Here is a 17,561-nt window from a genome sequence, read left to right on the forward strand (position 1 = left end):
TCTCACGAAAACGGGAATGGGGGAAAACACGCACGACAGCTGGGTTCGGGGAACCTCCTCAAGCGGGGCGCGCGGAGGTTCCCTATCGTTTCCCGGTTTTTTTGCCCAGCATCACGCGCGCGGCCATCGCCGCGTCAGCGTTGATCGCGCTCGGCATGCGCGACGGGCCGCCGTCCAGGCCGAGCCCGGCAGCCAGATTATCCACGGCCAGCTGTACCATCGCCGTGCGCGTGGCCAGCGAGGCGCTGCCGATATGCGGCGTGAGCACCACGTTGCGCAGCGCCAGCAGCTCCGGGCGCACCTTCGGCTCGCCCTCGTACACATCCAGGCCAGCGGCCGCCAGGTGGCCGTTGGCCAGTGCGTCGGCCAGCGCCAGTTCGTCGACGATGCCGCCGCGGGCGATGTTCACCAGGGTTGCCGTCGGCTTCATCTTCGCCAGCGCAGCTGCGTCGATGATGTGATGCGAGGCCGGCGTGTAGGGCAGCACCGTTACCAGATGGTCGGACTGTGCCAGCAGTGTATCCAGGTCCACATAGGTCGCGCGGAGCGACGCCTCGGTGTCGGCCGGCAACCGTGAACGGTTGTGGTACAGCACCTTCATGCCGAAACCGTGCGCGCCGCGGCGGGCGATGCCCTGGCCGATGCGGCCCATGCCAAGGATGCCCAGCGTGCTGCCATGGACATCCGCGCCCAGCATGGTCTGGAACGACCACTGCTGCCACTGCCCTTCACGCAGCCAGCGCTCGGACTCGGTGATCCGGCGCGCGGTTGCCATCAGCAGCGCGAAACCGAGATCGGCGGTGGTTTCGGTCAACACGTCCGGCGTGTTGCTGGCCAGGATGCCGGCCGCGCTGAGCGCGTCGACATCCAGGTTGTTGTAGCCGACGCCGACATTGGCGATCACCTGCAGCTGGGTGGCATCGGCCACCTGCGCCGCACCGATGCGCTCGTTGAGGGTGATGATCGCGCCGTCGGCGCTGGCCAGCTGTGCGGCGATCTGGTCCGGCGACCAGGCGGTGACGGTGTCGGTGCTGCGCAGCTGCACGCGATCGCGCAGCGGCGCGATGGCCGCCTCGATCAGCGGCTGGCTCACCCACACGGTCGGCCGCGTGTCAGCCATCGATCTGCCCGGGAATGCGCGGGGTGATCGTGCCGACATCGCCGCACTGCGCGCGATGACGCAGCGCCTGATCCATCAGCACCAGCGCCACCATCGCTTCGGCGATGGGCGTGGCGCGGATGCCGACGCAGGGATCGTGGCGGCCGGTGGTGACCACCTCGACCACGTTGCCGTCCGTATCCAGCGACGGGCCCGGCAGGCGCAGGCTGGACGTCGGCTTCAGGGCGATCGACGCAACGACCGGCTGGCCGGTGGAGATGCCACCGAGGATGCCGCCGGCATGGTTGCTGGCGAAGCCCTGCGGGGTCAGCAGGTCGCGGTGTTCAGTGCCCTTCTGCGCGGCGCTGGCGAATCCGTCGCCGATCTCCACGCCCTTCACCGCATTGATGCTCATCAGCGCAGCGGCCAGTTCGCCATCAAGCTTGCCGTAGATCGGCTCACCCCAGCCCGGCGGCACGTTGTCGGCGACCACGTCCACGCGCGCACCGACCGAATCACCGGACTTGCGCAGCGCATCCATGTACGCCTCGAGTTCCGGCACCTGTGCGGCGTGCGGCCAGAAGAACGGATTGTCTTCCACCGCCGACCAGTCGAAACCGGCCGGGGTGATGTCGCCCAGCTGCGACAGGTAGCCACGCACGGTGACGCCGAAACGCTCGGCCAGCCACTTCTTGGCGACCACGCCAGCGGCCACGCGCATGGTGGTCTCGCGTGCCGAGGAACGGCCACCGCCACGCGGATCGCGGATGCCGTACTTGTGCCAGTAACTGTAGTCGGCATGGCCCGGGCGGAACTGCTGGCCGATATTGGCGTAATCCTTGCTGCGCTGGTCGGTGTTACGGATCAGCAGCGCGATCGGGGTGCCGGTGGTCAAGCCCTCGTATACGCCGGACAGGATCTCGACCTCGTCGGCCTCGCGCCGCGCGGAAGTGTGCCGGCTCTTGCCGGTCGCACGGCGCTGCAGGTCGTGGGCGAATTCGGCCGCGTCCAGCGCCAGCCCCGGAGGGCAACCATCGATCACGCAGCCGATGGCCGGCCCGTGCGACTCGCCGAACGTGGTGACGGTGAACAGCTTGCCGAACGAATTGGAGCTCACGGGCGCTGCGCCGCCAGTTCGGTGATGCGTGCGCTGTGGGCGATCAGCTCGCGGCATTCGACCGCAAAGATGCCCATCTGGCCAACCTTGAACTCGATCCAGGAAAAATCGACTTCCGGCAGCAGCTTGACCAGATGCTGTTCGGACTCACCCACTTCACAGATCAGCAGACCGTCTTCGCTCAGGTGCAGCGGGGCGTCGCGCAGGATCTTCAGCACCAGGTCCAGGCCATCGTCACCGGCACGCAGGCCCATTTCCGGCTCGTAGGAATATTCCTGCGGCAGGGCATCAGTCTCGTCGTTGGTGACGTACGGCGGGTTGGTGACGATCAGGTCGTAGTGGCGGCCGGTCAGGCCATTGAACAGGTCCGACTTGATCAGGGTGACGTTGTGCGCCTGCAGGCGCTCCTTGTTCTCCTCGGCCAGCGACAGTGCGTCGTCACTCAGGTCGACGCCGTCCACTTCCCAGTTCGGGTAGTAGTGGCCCATGGCGATGGCGATGCAGCCCGAACCGGTGCAAAGATCCAGCGCGCGGCTGACATCGCGGCCGGCCAGCCACGGTTCGAAACCACATTCGATCAGTTCGGCGATCGGCGAGCGCGGCACCAGCGCGCGCGTGTCACTCTTGAAGCTCAGGCCGGCGAACCAGGCCTCACCGGTCAGGTAGGCAGCGGGGATGCGTTCGTCGATGCGACGCTGGAACAGTTCCAGCACGCGCAGCTTTTCGGCCTGCAGCAGGCGTGCCTGGCCGTAGGCCGGGCCGAGGTCGTGCGGCAGGTGCAGGCTGTGCAGCACCAGTTGGGTGGCCTCGTCCAGCGCATTGTCGTAGCTGTGCCCGAAGGTCAGCCCGGCTTCGTTGAAACGGCTGGTGCCGTAGCGGATCAGATCGATGATCGTGTGGAGTTCGGCGGCCGTTTCAGCGGTCATGGCGGTACTGCGGGCAAAGTGGCCCCCGATTATAGGGGCTGGCGCCCGCGGCGGCATCCGTTGCGGCGGAAACGATCGGGCCACAGCCGGTATGATGGAGCCCATTTCGCGCGGGAGCCCCCATGTTCAATCGCAACGCCGGCATCATCCTGCTGATCGCCCTGGCCGCGGGGCTCGGCCTGCTCGCCGCCCAGCAGGTGTTCGCGCCGAAGCCGCCGGCCAACGCCCCGGCCACCGAAGCGATCACCCTGTACCCGCAGCCGCGTGAACTGCCCGACTTCAACCTGGCCCAGTCCGACGGCACCCGCCTCATCCCGGGCGAACTGAAGGGCCACTGGACCCTGGTGTTCCTGGGTTTCACCTTCTGCCCGGACGTCTGCCCGACCACCCTGGCCGAGCTGGCCGGCGCACAGAACCAGTGGGAAGCCCTGCCCGACAGCCTGCGCCCACGCGTGCTGTTCATCTCGGTCGACCCGGACCGCGACAGCGCCACCCGCCTTGGCGAGTACGTGCACGGCTTCCACAAGGACACCCTGGCCGCCACCGCCGATATCCCCTCGCTGGAGCGCTTCGCCACCTCGCTGGGTTTCGTGTTCCAGAAAGTGCCGGGCAAGCATTTCGACGAAAACCCCGAGGATTACACCGTCGAGCATTCGGCCAGCCTGGCCGTGCTCGACCCGCAGGGCCGCCTTGCCGGCCTGGTGCGCCCCCCGTTCAATGCGCCGGCGATCGCCCGCGACCTGCACAAGCTGACCGAGAAAACCGCCCCATGAGCCTCACCACCGCCCTGACGTACGCCCTGCCCCATCGCCTGCTGTCCTCGATGGCACGCTCGCTGGCGTACTCGGACGATCCGCGCGTGTCGCGCTGGCTGATCGACACCGTCACCCGCAAGTTCAACGTCAATCTGGACGAAGCGGCCAACCCGGACCCGCGCAGCTACGCAACCTTCAACCAGTTCTTCACCCGCGCGCTGAAGCCGGGCGCGCGCGTGGCCGATGCCGATCCGCGCAGCCTGGTGATGCCGGCCGACGGCCGCATCAGCCAGCTGGGGAAGATCGAGGCCGGCCGCATCTTCCAGGCCAAGGGCCAGTCGTTCACCGCCGCCGAGCTGCTGGGCAGCGACGAGGACGCCAAGCCGTACAACGATGGCCTGTACGCCACCGTGTACCTGTCGCCGCGCGACTACCACCGCGTGCACATGCCGTGGACCGGCACCCTGCGTGAAACCGTGCACGTGCCAGGACGCCTGTTCAGTGTCGGTCCTGCGGCCGTCAACGGCGTACCGCGCCTGTTCGCACGCAACGAGCGCCTGGTCTGCCACTTCGACACCAGCTTCGGCCCGATGGTCAGCGTGATGGTCGGCGCGCTGCTGGTGTCCGGCGTGGAAACCGTGTGGAGCGGCGAGGAGATCCCGGCCTACGGCGATCGCATCACCCGCAAGGACTACCGCGGCAAGGGCATCAAGCTGGAGCGTTTTGCCGAGATGGCACGCTTCAATTACGGCTCGACCGTGGTGGTGCTGCTGCCGCCGGGCGTGGCCGAATTCGCCCCGCATCTGGATGCCGAGCATCCGGTGCAGCTGGGCCAGGCGCTGGCAAAGCTGCGCTGACAAAAAGGGGACGGAGGGGATTAAGTCGTTTATGCATAAACGACTTAATCCCCTCCGTCCCCTTTTTCCACAACGGAATGCCGGCCAGCGGCCGGCACTACCGGTCGCGCGTTACTGCAGGACCGGGGCCGGTCCGACGTCCATGCCGTCGTAGTCTTCCACGCCGTGCTCCGCGGCCAGCGCCGCGAATTCCTGGTTGCGGCGGTCCAGCGAGGCTTCGTCGTGGATTTCCACGCGCTCCACGTGCAGCACGTGGAACGGCGCGTCGCCCTCTTCCGGTTCCTGCTCGAAGAGTTCCACGAAGGTGTAGCCCTGTGCCTGCAGGTGCTGGGCCAGCGCCTGCAGCGGCTCGGCACTGGCGTGGACGAAGAAATACCCCCACAGCAACGGGCCGTTGATGTCCCAGTCGGTGTTCTCGCGGAGGTTGGCGAACAGGTTGCGGGTGGCTTCGAGGTCCATACAAATTCCAGTGGTCTTGGGAATTACTTGTCGCAGCCCTGCAGCTTCAGCGTCTGGCCCTGGCGCAGGCTGTAGGCCGGCGCCTTCAGGCCGTTGGCGCGGGCCAGGGTCGGCAGGTCGCACTGGAACTTGGCGGCGATGGCGCCCAGGGTCTCCCCCCGGCCCACCTTGTGGCTGCGCGCCGGCTTCGGCCGGGCGGCCGGCGCCGGGCGCGGTGCCGCCACTGCAGCCACCGGTGCGGTCGGCACGCTGGTGGATGCAGCCGCGTCGGCCACCGGCACCACGCCGCCCACCGCCACGCTGCCGGTATAGCTCGACGCGGCTGGGCGCTTGATCGCCGCGTTGAGATCAGCGGTGATCAGCGTGCGGGCGAGGTCGGCACGCGGGCCACTGACGCAGTTGCGCTGGTACAGACCGGCGATGCGGGTGGTGGCATTGATCAGCGTGCCGGCCGGGATCCAGCCATCGGCCTCATAGCGCGGGTTGAGGTTGCGCAACGCACGCATGTAGCCATCGCGGGTACCGTGGCTGCCCAGGCAGATGGTCAGTTCATAGATGGTGGTGGACTTGGCCAGCCGCAGCGTGGCCGGCTGCGCGCTGATCTTCGGGAACTCCACGCCGTACTGCTGCGGGTGCAGGAAGATCCATGCCGCGGCAATCACCATCGGCACGTAGTCCTTGGTCTCGCCCGGGAACTGGTTGTAGACGCTGTCGGTCCAGAAGCTCTGCCCACCGCTCTGCTTGAACACGCGCGCAGCACGGCCTTCGCCACCGTTATAGGCGGCCACCGACATTTCCACGTTGTTGTTCAGTTCGCGCAGGCGCTCGTTGAGGTAGCTGGCGCTGGCCTCGGCGGCGCTGCGCGCGTCGAAGCGGGTATCGAAGCCGGTGCCGTCCGGGCCCAGGCCGAAACGGCGGCCAGTGGCTGGCATGAACTGCATCAGGCCGGCGGCGCCGGCGCGCGAGGAAGCATGCACACGGCCATTGGATTCCTTGGCCATGATCCCGAACAGCAGCGCCTCGGGCAGGCCGCGCTTTTCCCACTCCGGCCACATCACCGCGCGCAGGTTCTGGTAATTCTCGTAGCTGGTCAGCAGCGCCGGGCGCATGTCGGTCAGCCAGCGGCGGATGCCGGCCTGCACCGCCGGGTTGTACTCGACCATCGTGTCGAAGGCGTGCCGCTTGTCGTTCAGCAGCGCGGCAGCGCGTGCGGCCTCGGGCACGTCGGCGGTGAGCGGGCCGATGTGATCCGGGTCGGCTTCCAGGCGGTCACCGCCCTCGTCGGCCACGTCATCGCTGGCGGCGGCATCGGCGTCGTGCTTGAGCAGCCGCTTGTAGCTGGCCAGCAGGGTCCCCATCTGGCAGCCCTTCTGCTTCACGCAGTCGTTGAGGACATCTTCCATGTCCTCCAGCGCGGCATCGGCCTCGTTGCTGCCCTTGGGGTCGGCATTGGCGACCAGCAGCAGGGCATCGCCGTAGCGCTTTTCGGCGGCGGTCATGCGCTGCTGCAGCGCATCCACCTTCACCTTGTCCCGGGCCGAAACCCGCTGTGCGTGGGCGTCGGGCGCCAAGGAAACCAGGCCGGCCAGGGCCAGCAGCGGCCAACCGCGGGAAATCAGGACAGGAACGGGCATTGATGGCACTGTGTGCAAAACAGGCAGGCAGAGTAGCGGCGCCGCCAAGGTCCGGGCAAGCCGACCTTCGGACCGTCACTGCCGGCGGTTAACATTGGGCTATTCATCACAAGGGCTGGATAATGGATCCGATTCTGCTCGGCAAAGGCATTACCGACGATATTGCCGTCACCCTGCTGCCGAAACTCGGCAACCGCCACGGTCTGGTGGCCGGCGCCACCGGTACCGGCAAGACCGTGACCCTGATGACCCTGGCCGAGGGCTTCTCGCGACGGGGCGTGCCGGTGTTCCTGGCCGATGTGAAGGGCGATGTCTCCGGCCTGGCCGTGCCCGGCAGCGGCGCCGAGAACCTGCTCCAGCGTGCCGCCGAGATCGGCGTGGCCGACTATGCGCCGGCCGCCAGCCCCACCATCTTCTGGGACCTGTACGGCAAGCTGGGCCACCCGGTGCGCACCACGGTCAGCGAGATGGGCCCGACCCTGCTGGCGCGCATCCTCGAATTGAACGACACCCAGGCCGGGGTACTCGACATCGTATTCAAGCTGGCCGACGACCGCGGCCTGCTGCTGCTGGACATGGACGACCTGCGCGCCCTGCTCGGCCTGGTTGCCGAGGAGCGCAAGGACATTTCCACCGAGTACGGCCTGGTCAGTGCGCAGTCGATCGCGGCGATCCAGCGTTCGGTGCTGCGCCTGGCGCAGGACGGTGGCGAGAATTTCTTCGGCGAACCGGCGCTTGAACTGGCCGACATCATGCGGGTCAACCACGACGGCCGCGGCATGATCGGCATCCTCGCCGCCGACCAGCTGGTGCTCAAGCCCAAGCTCTATTCCACCTTCCTGCTGTGGCTGCTTTCGGAACTGTTCGAGCAGCTGCCGGAAGTGGGCGACCTGGACAAGCCGAAGCTGGTCTTCATCTTCGACGAGGCGCACCTGCTGTTCGATGATGCACCGCCGTCGCTGGTGCAGCGCATCGAGCAGGTGGTGCGCCTGATCCGCTCCAAGGGCGTGGGCGTTTACTTCTGCTCGCAGTTCCCCGACGACGTGCCGGGCAACATTCTCGGCCAGCTGGGCAATCGCGTTCAGCACGCACTGCGTGCGTTCACCCCGCGCGACCAGAAGGCGGTGAAAACCGCGGCCGAGACGTTCGTGCCGAATCCCAAGCTGGACGTGGCCAAGGTGCTGAGCCAGCTCGGCACCGGCGAGGCACTGGTATCCACGCTGCAGGACAAGGGCGTGCCGATGCCCGTGCAGCAGACGTTGATCGCGCCGCCGCGCTGCCGGATGGGACCGATCACCGAGGCCGAGCGTGCACAGGTACGCGCCGGCAGCCCGGTCGGCAGCCGCTACGACACCGCGATCAACCGCGAATCGGCCGCCGAACTGCTGGCCCAGCGCGCGCAGAAGAGCATCGAGCAGGCACAGGCGCCGGCCGCGCGCAGCCGCGAGCAGGACGAAGCTCAGGAAGGGGGTTTCGGCCAGGCCATCAAGGACGCGATCTTCGGCACCAAGCGCCGCCAGGGCATGATCGAGACCATGGCCAAGCAGACCACGCGCACCGTCGGCACCAAGCTGGGCAACCAGATCGTGCGTGGCATCCTCGGTGGCATCTTCGGCGGCAAGCGCTAGATACCCCTGCTGGGGTCAGAGCCCTCCCGCAAGGGAGGGCTCCGACCCCGCTCCCCATTCGTCATCCAGAAAAGAAGTCGTATTGCATGTCCCGTTGGCGTCCCCCCGCAGAAAAAAGCACCGCCCTGATCACCGCTTCCGGGCATGCGCGACTGAAGGCCGAACTGGATGAGCTATGGCGCGTGCGCCGTCCGGAGGTGGTGAAAGCGCTCGCCGCCGCTGCCGCAGAAGGCGACCGTTCCGAGAACGCCGAGTACACCTACCGCAAGAAGCAACTGGGCGAGATCGACCGCCGCGTGCGCTACCTGACCAAGCGGCTGGAATCGCTGCGCGTGGTCGATACCACGCCAACCGATCCGCTGGCAGTGTTCTTCGGCGCGTGGGTGGAACTGGAGAACGTGGACAGCGGCGACACCAGCCGCTACCGCATTGTCGGGCCGGATGAGACCGATGCGGGCCTGGGCTGGATCAGCATCGATTCCCCCCTGGCGCGTGCGCTGCTGAAGAAGCGGCTGGATGATGAGTTCTCGGTGGAGCTGCCCGGCGGGCAGTTCACCTTTGCAGTGATCGGCGTGGAGTACGAGCCTGTGTAGCGTCGAGCCATGCCCGACCTCACCGCCGTTGTAGAGCCGAGCCCATGCTCGGCTGATGGGCAACGCAGCCGAGCATGGGCTCGGCTCTACAACGGTGGCGGGTACGTGCGCCCTGCACGCAGCGGGCGGAAATAGTCGGCATTGCGGTAGAAGGCGGAATCCTGCATGTCGTGCCAGCCTGGGATTCCAGCCAACGGCAGCGGACGCAGCTGCAGCGGATCGGTCACCGCCCTGCCCTCGGCAATGGCAGCGCTCACCACGTCGACACAGGCACCATCGGCATCGCCCTGCACCACCACGCACTTGCCGACCAGCAATCGCCCCGGCAGCAGTGCCTGTTCCATCAGCGCATGCCCGAATACCACAGTGATGGCGATGTCACCGCTCTGCCAGTTCACCGGCTCAAACAACGCGGGCCAGTCGTGTGCGTCCCAGGCAGCCAGCAGTGAGTCATCGCGCACACGCACGATCACGCCGGTTTCGTCGAACTGGGTCAAGGCGGCCTGCGCGCGGTTGCGCTGGCCGGGTGGCATCGCCTCGATATGCAGGCACTGCCGCACGTTGAGCGCGCGCTTCAGCTGCGGCTGTGAGGCCCACACCAGCGCATTGAACAGGTCGTGCCAGTTGCCGGCACGGGTGGCGATGCGTCCCTGCGCGATACGCACTTCGTAGTGCAGGCCATCGGCCAGCAGCGCGGCGTCCTGTTCAACCAGGCGCTTGCCAGGCACGGCCAGGCGTGCATCGAGCGCCGCGATGGACGGCCATGCGGTGCCGTCCAGCAGGTCACGGAAGTCCTGAAGCCCGGCAAACAGCGGGTGCTCGAACCGCCGTGCAGCTACCGCCGCACGTGGCGGCGGTACGAAGCGCCGTGAACCGCCGCCGTTGCCGGTGGCGGCCGTCGCTGCGATCACAGCACCTTGAGGTCGAACGCCGGACGGGGGGCGGCCGCCAGCGCGTCACCGTACAGGTCATGCTCGTCGCTCTCGGTGATCTCCACGTCGACGAATTCGCCCACGCGCAGCGGCACCTGGTCGGCATTCTGGATGTGCACCAGACCGTCGATCTCCGGGGCATCGGCCTTGGAGCGGGCCACGGCGATGTCGCCTTCGATGCCGTCGACCAGGCACTGCTGCACGGTGCCGATCTTGGCCTCCAGGCGCGCGGCGGAAATCTGCGCCTGCTTCTCCATGAAACGGGCCAGGCGTTCCTGCTTCACCTCTTCCGGCACGGCGTCAGGCAGGTCGTTGGCGGTGGCACCCGCGACCGGCGAGTAGGCGAACGCACCGACGCGATCCAGCTGCGCTTCGTCAAGGAACGACAGCAGTTCCTCGAACTCGGCTTCGGTCTCGCCCGGGAAGCCGACGATGAAGGTCGAACGCACAGTGATGTCCGGCGCGATACGGCGCCAGTTCTGCACGCGCTCCAGGGTCTTCTCCACCGCGCCGGGGCGCTTCATCAGGCGCAGGATGCGCGGGCTGGCGTGCTGGAACGGGATATCCAGGTACGGCAGGATGCGGTTCTCGGCCATCAGCGGCACCACTTCATCCACGTGCGGATACGGGTAGACGTAGTGCATGCGCACCCACGCATCCAGCTCCGACAGGCCTTCGCACAGCGCCTTCAAACGGGTCTGGTAGGCCTTGTCGCGCCACATCTTTTCGGCGTACTTCACGTCCACGCCGTAGGCCGAGGTGTCCTGCGAAACCACCAGCAGCTCGCGCACGCCGCCACGCACCAGGCGCTCGGCTTCACGCAGCACCTCGTCGACCGGGCGCGAAACCAGCTTGCCGCGCATCGACGGAATGATGCAGAAGCTGCATTTGTGGTTGCAGCCCTCGGAAATCTTCAGGTACGCGTAGTGCCGCGGGGTCAGCTTGATACCGTAGTCGGGCACCAGGTCCACGAACGGATCGTGCTTGGGCGGCAGTGCTTCATGCACCGCTTCCATCACGCTCTGGTAATCCTGCGGGCCGGACACCGCCAGCACGTTGGGGTACGCCTCGCGGATCTGCTCCGGGCGCTTGCCCAGGCAACCGGTGACGATCACCTTGCCGTTCTGGTTCATCGCCTCGCCGATCGCGTCCAGCGACTCGGTCACCGCAGAATCGATGAAGCCACAGGTGTTGACCACCACCACGTCGGCCGAATCGTAGGACGGGACGATGTCGTAGCCTTCCGAGCGGAGCTGGGTGAGGATGCGCTCGGAATCGACGAGGGCCTTCGGGCAGCCAAGGCTGACGAAGCCGACTTTGGGGTTCAGCTGGGACATGGAAATCGCGGGACTCTGGGGGCCTGGGCCCCTGCCGCCATGGCAGGGGTTCCTGGGGGCCGGGGCCTGAAAGGGCGCCAGTATACCGGGGTTGGCGGCCGCGCTCTGAATGCCCAGCCGACCGATACGGCACAGCCACTGACGCCGCGCTAACCGGCGCAGCACCGACAATGCAGTTCTGTTTCCAGCAACGAGGAAGATGACGATGGCCGAGTGGATCACCCTGGATACGCATCACGGCCCGGTACGGGCCTGGCAGGCCCTGCCGGAAGGCACCGCGCGCGGCGGCCTGGTGGTGGTGCAGGAAATCTTCGGCGCCAATCCGCATATCCGCAGCGTGGCCGAGCGCTTCGCGGCGGAAGGCTATGCGGTGCTGGCGCCCTCGTTCTTTGACCTGCTCGATGGCCCCGACGCCGATCCGGACGCGCTGCCCTACGACGCCGACGGCGTGAAGCAGGGCCTGGAACGGGTCGGCGCGCTGGGCATGGAGCGGGCGCTGGAAGTGGTCCGCGCGGCGGCCACCCGGCTGGCCCCCTACGGCAAGGTGGGCACCGTCGGCTACTGCTGGGGCGGCACGGTGGCGATGCTGTCCGCAGTGCGCCTGGGGCTGCCGTCGGTCAGCTACTACGGCGCCCGCAACGTCCAGTTCCTTGATGAGACACCCAAGGCGCCGGTGATCTTCCACTTCGGCGCCCAGGACCGCAGCATCCCACCGGAAGCCGTGCAGGCCCACCGCGAGAAGCTGCCGCAGATGGCCACCTACGTCTATCCGGCCGATCATGCCTTCAACCGGGAGGTCGGACATGCGTATGATCCAGACAGCGCCGCCCTGGCGCTGCAACGCACCCTGGACTTCTTCTCGGAGCATCTTGGATGAGCGAATTCGAACTCGATTCACGCCTGGCCACCGATAGCGTGCTGGTGGCGGAAGGACCGTTGTCGCAAGTGCGGCTGATGAACGACGAACGATTCCCCTGGCTGGTGCTGGTACCGCGCCTGGCCGGGGTCACCGAGTGGATCGAGCTGGACGGCGAGCAGCAGGACAAGCTGCGCACCGAGCTCAACCGCGCCTGCAAGGCCCTGAAGGGCTCCGACGGGGTGGAAAAGATCAACATCGGGGCGCTGGGCAATATCGTGCGCCAGCTGCACTTCCATGTGATCGGCCGCCATGACGGTGATCCGGCCTGGCCGGGCCCGGTCTGGGGCAGCGGCCCGGCGCACCGCTACGAGCCGGCGGCGCTGGACCAGCATGTCGCCTACTGGAAGGAACGGCTAGGATATCCGGCCCTGTCCTGAGCCTTCGCCGACCCGATGCGATTCAACCTCGTTGCCGCCGTCCTGCTGATCCTGATCGGCCTGTTCATGCTCGCCAGCAATCTCGGCTGGACGCACCTGAACCTGTCCAAGCTGCTGCTGACCTGGTGGCCGGTGGCCCTGGTGGGTGTCGGCATCGCGATGCTGTTCGGTCGCGGCAAATAAGAAAGGCGGCGCATTGCGCCGCCTTCCTTCATGTGGAGCCGGGCCATGCTCGGCTGCCCTGCCTTGAAGCCGAGCATGGCTCGGCTCTACAAATCGCCTGCAATCTTCAGGTCCGCGGCAGGGTCACGCCGGTCTGGCCCTGGTACTTGCCGCCACGGTCGCGGTACGACGTCTCGCAGATGTCATCGGCGGCCGCCTGGAAGAACAGCATCTGCGCCACGCCTTCGTTGGCGTAGATGCGCGCCGGCAGCGGCGTGGTGTTGCTGAATTCCAGGGTGACGTGGCCTTCCCATTCCGGCTCCAGCGGCGTCACGTTGACGATGATGCCGCAGCGCGCGTAGGTGCTCTTGCCCAGGCACACCACCAGGGTATCGCGCGGAATGCGGAAGTACTCCACGGTACGCGCCAGCGCGAAGCTGTTGGGCGGGATGATGCACTCATCGCCGACGATATCCACGAAGCTGCCCGGATCGAAGTGCTTGGGATCGACGATCGTCGAGTTGATGTTGGTGAACACCTTGAACTCGCGCGAGCAGCGCACGTCATAGCCATAGCTGGACGTGCCGTAGCTGACGATGCGCTGGCCGTTGGCCTGCTTGACCTGCCCGGCCTCGAACGGCTCGATCATGCCGTGCTGCTCGGACATGCGGCGGATCCAACGGTCACTCTTGATGCTCATGCTTTGTCCTGGGGGTACGAGGGGGCGCGAGGATTCTAGCAGGGGGCCGGCCTGCGCCGGCGGCCCCTGCCCCAGCACTTACAGCAGCGAGGACAGGATCGGGATCGAGGCCCGCGGGCGCTTGCCGACTTCCTCGATCAGGCGCTGCGCGGCATGGCGGTAGGCCTGGGCCGGTGCCGAATCCGGCTGGGCCACGGTGATCGGCGTGCCTGCATCGCCCTGCTCGCGGATGCCGATCTGCAGCGGCAGCGACCCCAGCAGCGGCACGCCGTACTGCGCGGCCATGCGCTCGCCGCCGCCCTCGCCGAACAGGTGCTCGATGTGCCCGCAGCTGCTGCACGTGTGCACCGCCATGTTCTCGACGATGCCCAGCACCGGCACCTCGACCTTCTCGAACATCTTCAGCGCCTTCTTCGCATCCAGCGTGGCGATGTCCTGCGGCGTGGTGACGATCACTGCACCGGCCAACGGAATCTTCTGGGTCAGGGTCAGCTGGATGTCACCCGTGCCCGGCGGCAGGTCGATCAGCAGGAAATCCAGGTCGTCCCACAGGGTATCGTTGAACAGCTGGGTCATCGCCGAGGTGGCCATCGGGCCGCGCCAGATCATCGGGGTGTCTTCTTCGATCAGGTAGCCGATCGACATGGTGTCCACGCCGAACGCACGCAGAGGCTCGATGCTCTTGTTGTCCGGGCTTTCCGGGCGGCCGGACAGCCCCAGCATGGCCGGCACGCTGGGGCCGTAGATGTCGGCGTCGAGCACGCCCACCCGCGCACCGAGCTGCTGCAGCGCCACAGCCAGGTTCACCGAGGTGGTGGACTTGCCGACGCCGCCCTTGCCCGAACCGACCGCGATGACATTGCGGATGCGGGCATGCGGCGTAAGTCCCTTCTGGACCTGGCTGGCATGGGGACGGCGGGGAGAACTGTTCACAACGAGCACCGGCGGAGTCAGGGGGATAACCCGACATCATACAAGCTGGACGTAACCTGACTGAAATTCAGGATTGCGACGGATTCGTGCACAGATTGTTAAGTTCATGTTACGTTCGATCAGCACTGTTTTGAGCTGCGGAGCCCGTTGTTCCGGCCCGCGCGATGGCGCATGCGCAGTGCCGTTTTTGTTTTTTGCTCTCCATTGGAACTACATGAAACACGTCAGCAATACCGCACGTCGCAACACGCTCGCCGTCGCCCTGATTTCCGCTCTGATGGCCGCCGCCCCGGCAATGGCCCAGGACAAGGCGACCAACCTGGACAAGATCACCGTCACCGGTTCGCTGATCCCGCAGACCCAGGTCGAAACCCAGACCCCGGTGATGTCCATCACCGCCGAAGACATCCAGACCCGCGGCTTCAGCAGTGTTGCTGAAGTGCTGCAGCAGTCATCGCTGACCACCGGCGGCCTGCAGGGTGGCCAGACCTCGGGTGCGTTCACCCAGGGCGCCGAAGCCGCCGGCATGTTCGGCCTGAATCCGGGCTACACCAAGTACCTGATCAACGGCCGCCCGATGCTCTCGTATCCGGCGCTGTACAACGGCAGCGAGTCGTTCAACAACATCAGCGGCATTCCGATCGACATCGTCGAGCGCATCGAAGTCCTGCCGGGCGGCCAGTCGTCGCTGTACGGCTCGGACGCGATCGCCGGCGTGGTCAACATCATCCTGAAGGAACGCATGGACGGCGGCACGATGTCGATCCGTGGCGGTACCTACACCGAAGGTGGTGGCAGCAACATCCGCTTCAGCGCCGCCAAGGGCTTCAACGCGTTCGACGACCGCTTCCACGCCCTGGTCAACGTGCAGATCGAAAACGGCAGCCCGATCTGGGGCTACCAGCGTGACATCACCAAGCAGAACAACCCGGTCGGTTACACCGCGCAGTTGCCGTCGAACGACTTTGCTGTCATCGGCAACGCCGACAACAAGCTGTACATGATGGACCCGACCCGCTGCGCCAACGTGGCAGGCCTGTACGACGGCACCACCACCGTCGGCAAGCGTGCATCTGGCGAATCGTGCGGCTCGGTGTACAGCGCCGGCTACAAGACCCTGAAGAACGGCAAGAACAGCGGCCAGTTCTACTCGTCGATGACCTTCGACGTGAACGACAACTTCCAGCTGTTCGCCGACGTGCTGTACAGCAAGGAAAAGACCGAGTTCACCTCCGGCTCCAGCGCCCTGTGGTGGGGCACCAAGTCGGTGATGGGCGGCTTCTACGACCAGGGCCTGGGCAAGGTCGTGAACCTGCAGCGCGCCTTCGCGCCGGAAGAAATCGGCCCGGGCCACTACAACAACATCCTGAACTCCGATGAGAGCCGTTCCTACCAGGTCACCCTGGGCGGCAAGGGCATGGTCGGCGACTGGGACTACAGCGCCAGCTTCACCCGCGGCGAATACCGTCTGGACCAGAACCGCTTCGCGCGCTGGAAGGACAAGATCGAAGGCTTCTTCGGCGACACCGTGCTGGGCCCGCGCCTGGGCACCACTGCTGATGGCTTCGGCATCTACAACCCGAACTACACCGCCTTCTACTCGCCGATCACCCCGGACCAGTTCGCCAGCTTCACCGGCTATGGCACCCACCGCAGCAAGACCTGGCAGAACTTGGGTCGCGTGCAGGTGACCAACGGTTCGCTGTTCTCCCTGCCGGGCGGCGACGCCGGCCTGGCCGTCGTGCTGGAAGGCGGCAGCGAAGGTTGGGACTACTCGCCCGACCAGGCCTTCGTCGATGGCAACGCGTGGGGCGCCAGCGCCGTGGCCGGTGCCGGCCACCGCAGCAACTACGCGGTGACCAGCGAACTGCGCATGCCGGTGTTCGAGTCGCTGACCATCAGCGCCTCGGGCCGCTATGACGCCTTCAAGATCGCCGACAAGACCGTCGACAAGGCCACCTACAGCATCGGCCTGGAATACCGTCCGGTGGAAAGCCTGCTGCTGCGCGGCAAGTACGGCACCGCGTTCCGCGCGCCGACCCTGTCCGATGCCTTCCAGGGCATGAGCGGCTCGTTCGCCTCCGGCCAGAACGACTACTACCGCTGCAGCCAGATGGGTTACGCGCTGCGTGACGAAGCCTGCTCGTTCTACAAGACCACCTCGGTGTACAGCGAAAAGTCCGGCAACCCGGACCTGAAGCCGATCACCGCCGACGTGTGGAGCGCAGGCGTGGTGTGGGCCCCGGTGAGCAACTTCTCGCTGTCGGTCGACTACTACAACTGGAAGATCAAGAACGAGGTCAAGACCCTGAGCACCGACCAGCTGCTGCTGGCCGAGTACCAGTGCCACAACGGCCTGCCGAACAACACCTCGGCCAGCTGCCAGAACGTGACCGACTGGGTGACCCGCGACGCCGGTGGCAACCTGACCCGCGTGTACACCCCGAAGCTCAACGTGGCCAGCCAGAACCTGGAAGCGGTGACCGTCGGTGCCAAGTACCAGCAGGACCTGGGCCGCTTCGGTTCGCTGATGTTCTCCGGCAACTACACCAACATGCTCAAGCGTGAAGTGGTGGCCCTGCCGGGTGCGCAGAAGCTGGACCTGCTGAGCGATCCGTACAACATGTGGTACTACGACAACTTCGCCAAGGTACGCGGCGACGTGTCGGTGGGCTGGGCCATCTCCAAGTTCACCACCACCGTGTACGCCAACTACGTCGGCAGCACCCCGAACTACCTGGCCTACACCGGCCGCAGCTATGACTACGTCCACTCCTCCGGCGCCAAGGCCGGCAAGTGGGGCTCGTACACCACGTACAACATGAGCCTGAACTACCAGGCACAGGACGATCTGACCTTGTCGCTGATGGTCAACAACGTGTTCAACAAGCTGCCGGAAGGCCAGCGCTACAACTACCCGGGCAACGAATCGACCCCGTTCAACGACGGCTTCTACAGCGTCTACGGCCGTCAGATCTCGGCCCAGGTCAAGTACGACTTCTGATCCCGTCGTATTCCGGACTGCGTGTCTGGACCAGGCCCCGCTTCGGCGGGGCCTTTTTTTTCACCACTGAGCCCCGCCCCCTGTCCGGCCTGTAGCAGAAAGTGTGATCCACAACGCACAAACATCCGG

17 protein-coding genes are annotated in these 17,561 nt (G+C 66.2%); 8 read left to right on the plus strand and 9 right to left on the minus strand.

What is annotated here, in order from left to right:
- Positions 1 to 82 precede the first annotated feature (82 nt).
- Genes ACSDHM_RS12915 through prmB form a run of 3 tightly spaced genes read right to left on the minus strand, consistent with a single transcriptional unit; the run spans position 83 to position 3,142 of the window.
- Complete coding sequence (locus ACSDHM_RS12915) at positions 83 to 1,120, minus strand: 2-hydroxyacid dehydrogenase (protein ID WP_072168507.1); 1,038 nt, start codon at positions 1,118 to 1,120, stop codon at positions 83 to 85.
- Positions 1,113 to 2,216, minus strand: a complete 1,104-nt coding sequence (aroC, locus tag ACSDHM_RS12920; protein ID WP_061480026.1) for a chorismate synthase — start codon at positions 2,214 to 2,216, stop codon at positions 1,113 to 1,115. Before aroC ends, ACSDHM_RS12915 begins: the two co-directional genes overlap by 8 nt.
- Positions 2,213 to 3,142 (minus strand): 50S ribosomal protein L3 N(5)-glutamine methyltransferase, encoded by a 930-nt coding sequence (gene prmB / locus ACSDHM_RS12925; protein WP_069139585.1) that lies wholly within the window; start codon positions 3,140 to 3,142, stop codon positions 2,213 to 2,215. Before prmB ends, aroC begins: the two co-directional genes overlap by 4 nt.
- Positions 3,143 to 3,264: 122 nt before the next feature.
- On the opposite strand from prmB, the gene ACSDHM_RS12930 reads away from it, so the two are divergent.
- On the plus strand, positions 3,265 to 3,915 hold the full coding sequence (locus ACSDHM_RS12930) for an SCO family protein (RefSeq protein WP_072168509.1): 651 nt from the start codon (positions 3,265 to 3,267) through the stop codon (positions 3,913 to 3,915).
- The gene (asd, locus tag ACSDHM_RS12935; protein ID WP_069139587.1) at positions 3,912 to 4,754 is read left to right on the plus strand and encodes an archaetidylserine decarboxylase; all 843 of its coding nucleotides are present in this window, start codon (positions 3,912 to 3,914) and stop codon (positions 4,752 to 4,754) included. The genes ACSDHM_RS12930 and asd overlap by 4 nt, the downstream gene beginning before the upstream one ends.
- Positions 4,755 to 4,865: 111 nt before the next feature.
- Here the strand turns inward: asd and ACSDHM_RS12940 are convergent, their stop codons facing one another.
- Both ACSDHM_RS12940 and ACSDHM_RS12945 read right to left on the minus strand, forming a co-directional pair.
- A complete protein-coding gene (locus ACSDHM_RS12940; protein ID WP_049414732.1) occupies positions 4,866 to 5,213 on the minus strand; it encodes a ribonuclease E inhibitor RraB in 348 nt (115 codons plus the stop codon).
- A gap of 23 nt (positions 5,214 to 5,236) precedes the next feature.
- Positions 5,237 to 6,847 carry a transglycosylase SLT domain-containing protein gene (locus ACSDHM_RS12945; RefSeq protein WP_154351181.1) on the minus strand — a complete coding sequence of 537 codons (1,611 nt, stop codon included), beginning with the start codon at positions 6,845 to 6,847 and terminating at the stop codon, positions 5,237 to 5,239.
- A gap of 122 nt (positions 6,848 to 6,969) precedes the next feature.
- On the opposite strand from ACSDHM_RS12945, the gene ACSDHM_RS12950 reads away from it, so the two are divergent.
- The gene (locus ACSDHM_RS12950; protein ID WP_227836930.1) at positions 6,970 to 8,475 is read left to right on the plus strand and encodes a helicase HerA-like domain-containing protein; all 1,506 of its coding nucleotides are present in this window, start codon (positions 6,970 to 6,972) and stop codon (positions 8,473 to 8,475) included.
- A gap of 86 nt (positions 8,476 to 8,561) precedes the next feature.
- On the plus strand, positions 8,562 to 9,068 hold the full coding sequence (gene greB / locus ACSDHM_RS12955) for a transcription elongation factor GreB (protein ID WP_005418006.1): 507 nt from the start codon (positions 8,562 to 8,564) through the stop codon (positions 9,066 to 9,068).
- An 86-nt stretch (positions 9,069 to 9,154) separates the two neighbouring features.
- Here greB and ACSDHM_RS12960 read toward each other — a convergent pair whose 3' ends face one another.
- On the minus strand, positions 9,155 to 9,979 hold the full coding sequence (locus ACSDHM_RS12960) for a DUF3025 domain-containing protein (RefSeq protein ID WP_439426317.1): 825 nt from the start codon (positions 9,977 to 9,979) through the stop codon (positions 9,155 to 9,157).
- The gene (gene rimO / locus ACSDHM_RS12965) at positions 9,976 to 11,337 is read right to left on the minus strand and encodes a 30S ribosomal protein S12 methylthiotransferase RimO (RefSeq protein WP_072168513.1); all 1,362 of its coding nucleotides are present in this window, start codon (positions 11,335 to 11,337) and stop codon (positions 9,976 to 9,978) included. Before rimO ends, ACSDHM_RS12960 begins: the two co-directional genes overlap by 4 nt.
- A 205-nt stretch (positions 11,338 to 11,542) precedes the next feature.
- Here rimO and ACSDHM_RS12970 point away from each other — a divergent pair, with 205 nt between their 5' ends.
- The 3 genes from ACSDHM_RS12970 to ACSDHM_RS12980 are packed head-to-tail and all read left to right on the plus strand — an operon-like array spanning position 11,543 to position 12,816.
- On the plus strand, positions 11,543 to 12,214 hold the full coding sequence (locus tag ACSDHM_RS12970; RefSeq protein WP_065179170.1) for a dienelactone hydrolase family protein: 672 nt from the start codon (positions 11,543 to 11,545) through the stop codon (positions 12,212 to 12,214).
- Complete coding sequence (locus ACSDHM_RS12975; RefSeq protein ID WP_049414742.1) at positions 12,211 to 12,633, plus strand: HIT domain-containing protein; 423 nt, start codon at positions 12,211 to 12,213, stop codon at positions 12,631 to 12,633. The genes ACSDHM_RS12970 and ACSDHM_RS12975 overlap by 4 nt, the downstream gene beginning before the upstream one ends.
- 15 nt (positions 12,634 to 12,648) lie before the next feature.
- Positions 12,649 to 12,816, plus strand: coding sequence for a LiaI-LiaF-like domain-containing protein (locus tag ACSDHM_RS12980; RefSeq protein WP_005418011.1), 168 nt, complete (start codon positions 12,649 to 12,651; stop codon positions 12,814 to 12,816).
- 106 nt (positions 12,817 to 12,922) lie between these two features.
- Here the strand turns inward: ACSDHM_RS12980 and dcd are convergent, their stop codons facing one another.
- Positions 12,923 to 13,495 (minus strand): dCTP deaminase, encoded by a 573-nt coding sequence (dcd, locus tag ACSDHM_RS12985; protein ID WP_005418012.1) that lies wholly within the window; start codon positions 13,493 to 13,495, stop codon positions 12,923 to 12,925.
- Positions 13,496 to 13,573: 78 nt separating this feature from the next.
- Positions 13,574 to 14,428: an iron-sulfur cluster carrier protein ApbC gene (apbC, locus tag ACSDHM_RS12990; RefSeq protein ID WP_005418013.1), complete on the minus strand. Its 855-nt coding sequence runs from the start codon at positions 14,426 to 14,428 to the stop codon at positions 13,574 to 13,576.
- A gap of 214 nt (positions 14,429 to 14,642) precedes the next feature.
- Here apbC and ACSDHM_RS12995 point away from each other — a divergent pair, with 214 nt between their 5' ends.
- On the plus strand, positions 14,643 to 17,432 hold the full coding sequence (locus ACSDHM_RS12995) for a TonB-dependent receptor plug domain-containing protein (RefSeq protein WP_072168514.1): 2,790 nt from the start codon (positions 14,643 to 14,645) through the stop codon (positions 17,430 to 17,432).
- Positions 17,433 to 17,561: the final 129 nt, after the last annotated feature.

Origin of the sequence: Stenotrophomonas sp. T8, assembly GCF_051853085.1 — a bacterium.
GTDB lineage: Bacteria > Pseudomonadota > Gammaproteobacteria > Xanthomonadales > Xanthomonadaceae > Stenotrophomonas > Stenotrophomonas sepilia.

Coding starts and splice junctions, on each gene's coding strand:
- rimO (WP_072168513.1), bottom strand. CDS start 11,337: ATGTCCCAGCTGAACCCCAAAGTCGGCTTCGTCAGCCTTGGCTGCCCG.
- ACSDHM_RS12975 (WP_049414742.1), top strand. CDS start 12,211: ATGAGCGAATTCGAACTCGATTCACGCCTGGCCACCGATAGCGTGCTG.
- asd (WP_069139587.1), top strand. CDS start 3,912: ATGAGCCTCACCACCGCCCTGACGTACGCCCTGCCCCATCGCCTGCTG.
- ACSDHM_RS12940 (WP_049414732.1), bottom strand. CDS start 5,213: ATGGACCTCGAAGCCACCCGCAACCTGTTCGCCAACCTCCGCGAGAAC.
- prmB (WP_069139585.1), bottom strand. CDS start 3,142: ATGACCGCTGAAACGGCCGCCGAACTCCACACGATCATCGATCTGATC.
- ACSDHM_RS12945 (WP_154351181.1), bottom strand. CDS start 6,847: ATGCCCGTTCCTGTCCTGATTTCCCGCGGTTGGCCGCTGCTGGCCCTG.
- ACSDHM_RS12980 (WP_005418011.1), top strand. CDS start 12,649: ATGCGATTCAACCTCGTTGCCGCCGTCCTGCTGATCCTGATCGGCCTG.
- dcd (WP_005418012.1), bottom strand. CDS start 13,495: ATGAGCATCAAGAGTGACCGTTGGATCCGCCGCATGTCCGAGCAGCAC.
- ACSDHM_RS12995 (WP_072168514.1), top strand. CDS start 14,643: ATGAAACACGTCAGCAATACCGCACGTCGCAACACGCTCGCCGTCGCC.
- ACSDHM_RS12915 (WP_072168507.1), bottom strand. CDS start 1,120: ATGGCTGACACGCGGCCGACCGTGTGGGTGAGCCAGCCGCTGATCGAG.
- ACSDHM_RS12950 (WP_227836930.1), top strand. CDS start 6,970: ATGGATCCGATTCTGCTCGGCAAAGGCATTACCGACGATATTGCCGTC.
- ACSDHM_RS12970 (WP_065179170.1), top strand. CDS start 11,543: ATGGCCGAGTGGATCACCCTGGATACGCATCACGGCCCGGTACGGGCC.
- ACSDHM_RS12930 (WP_072168509.1), top strand. CDS start 3,265: ATGTTCAATCGCAACGCCGGCATCATCCTGCTGATCGCCCTGGCCGCG.
- greB (WP_005418006.1), top strand. CDS start 8,562: ATGTCCCGTTGGCGTCCCCCCGCAGAAAAAAGCACCGCCCTGATCACC.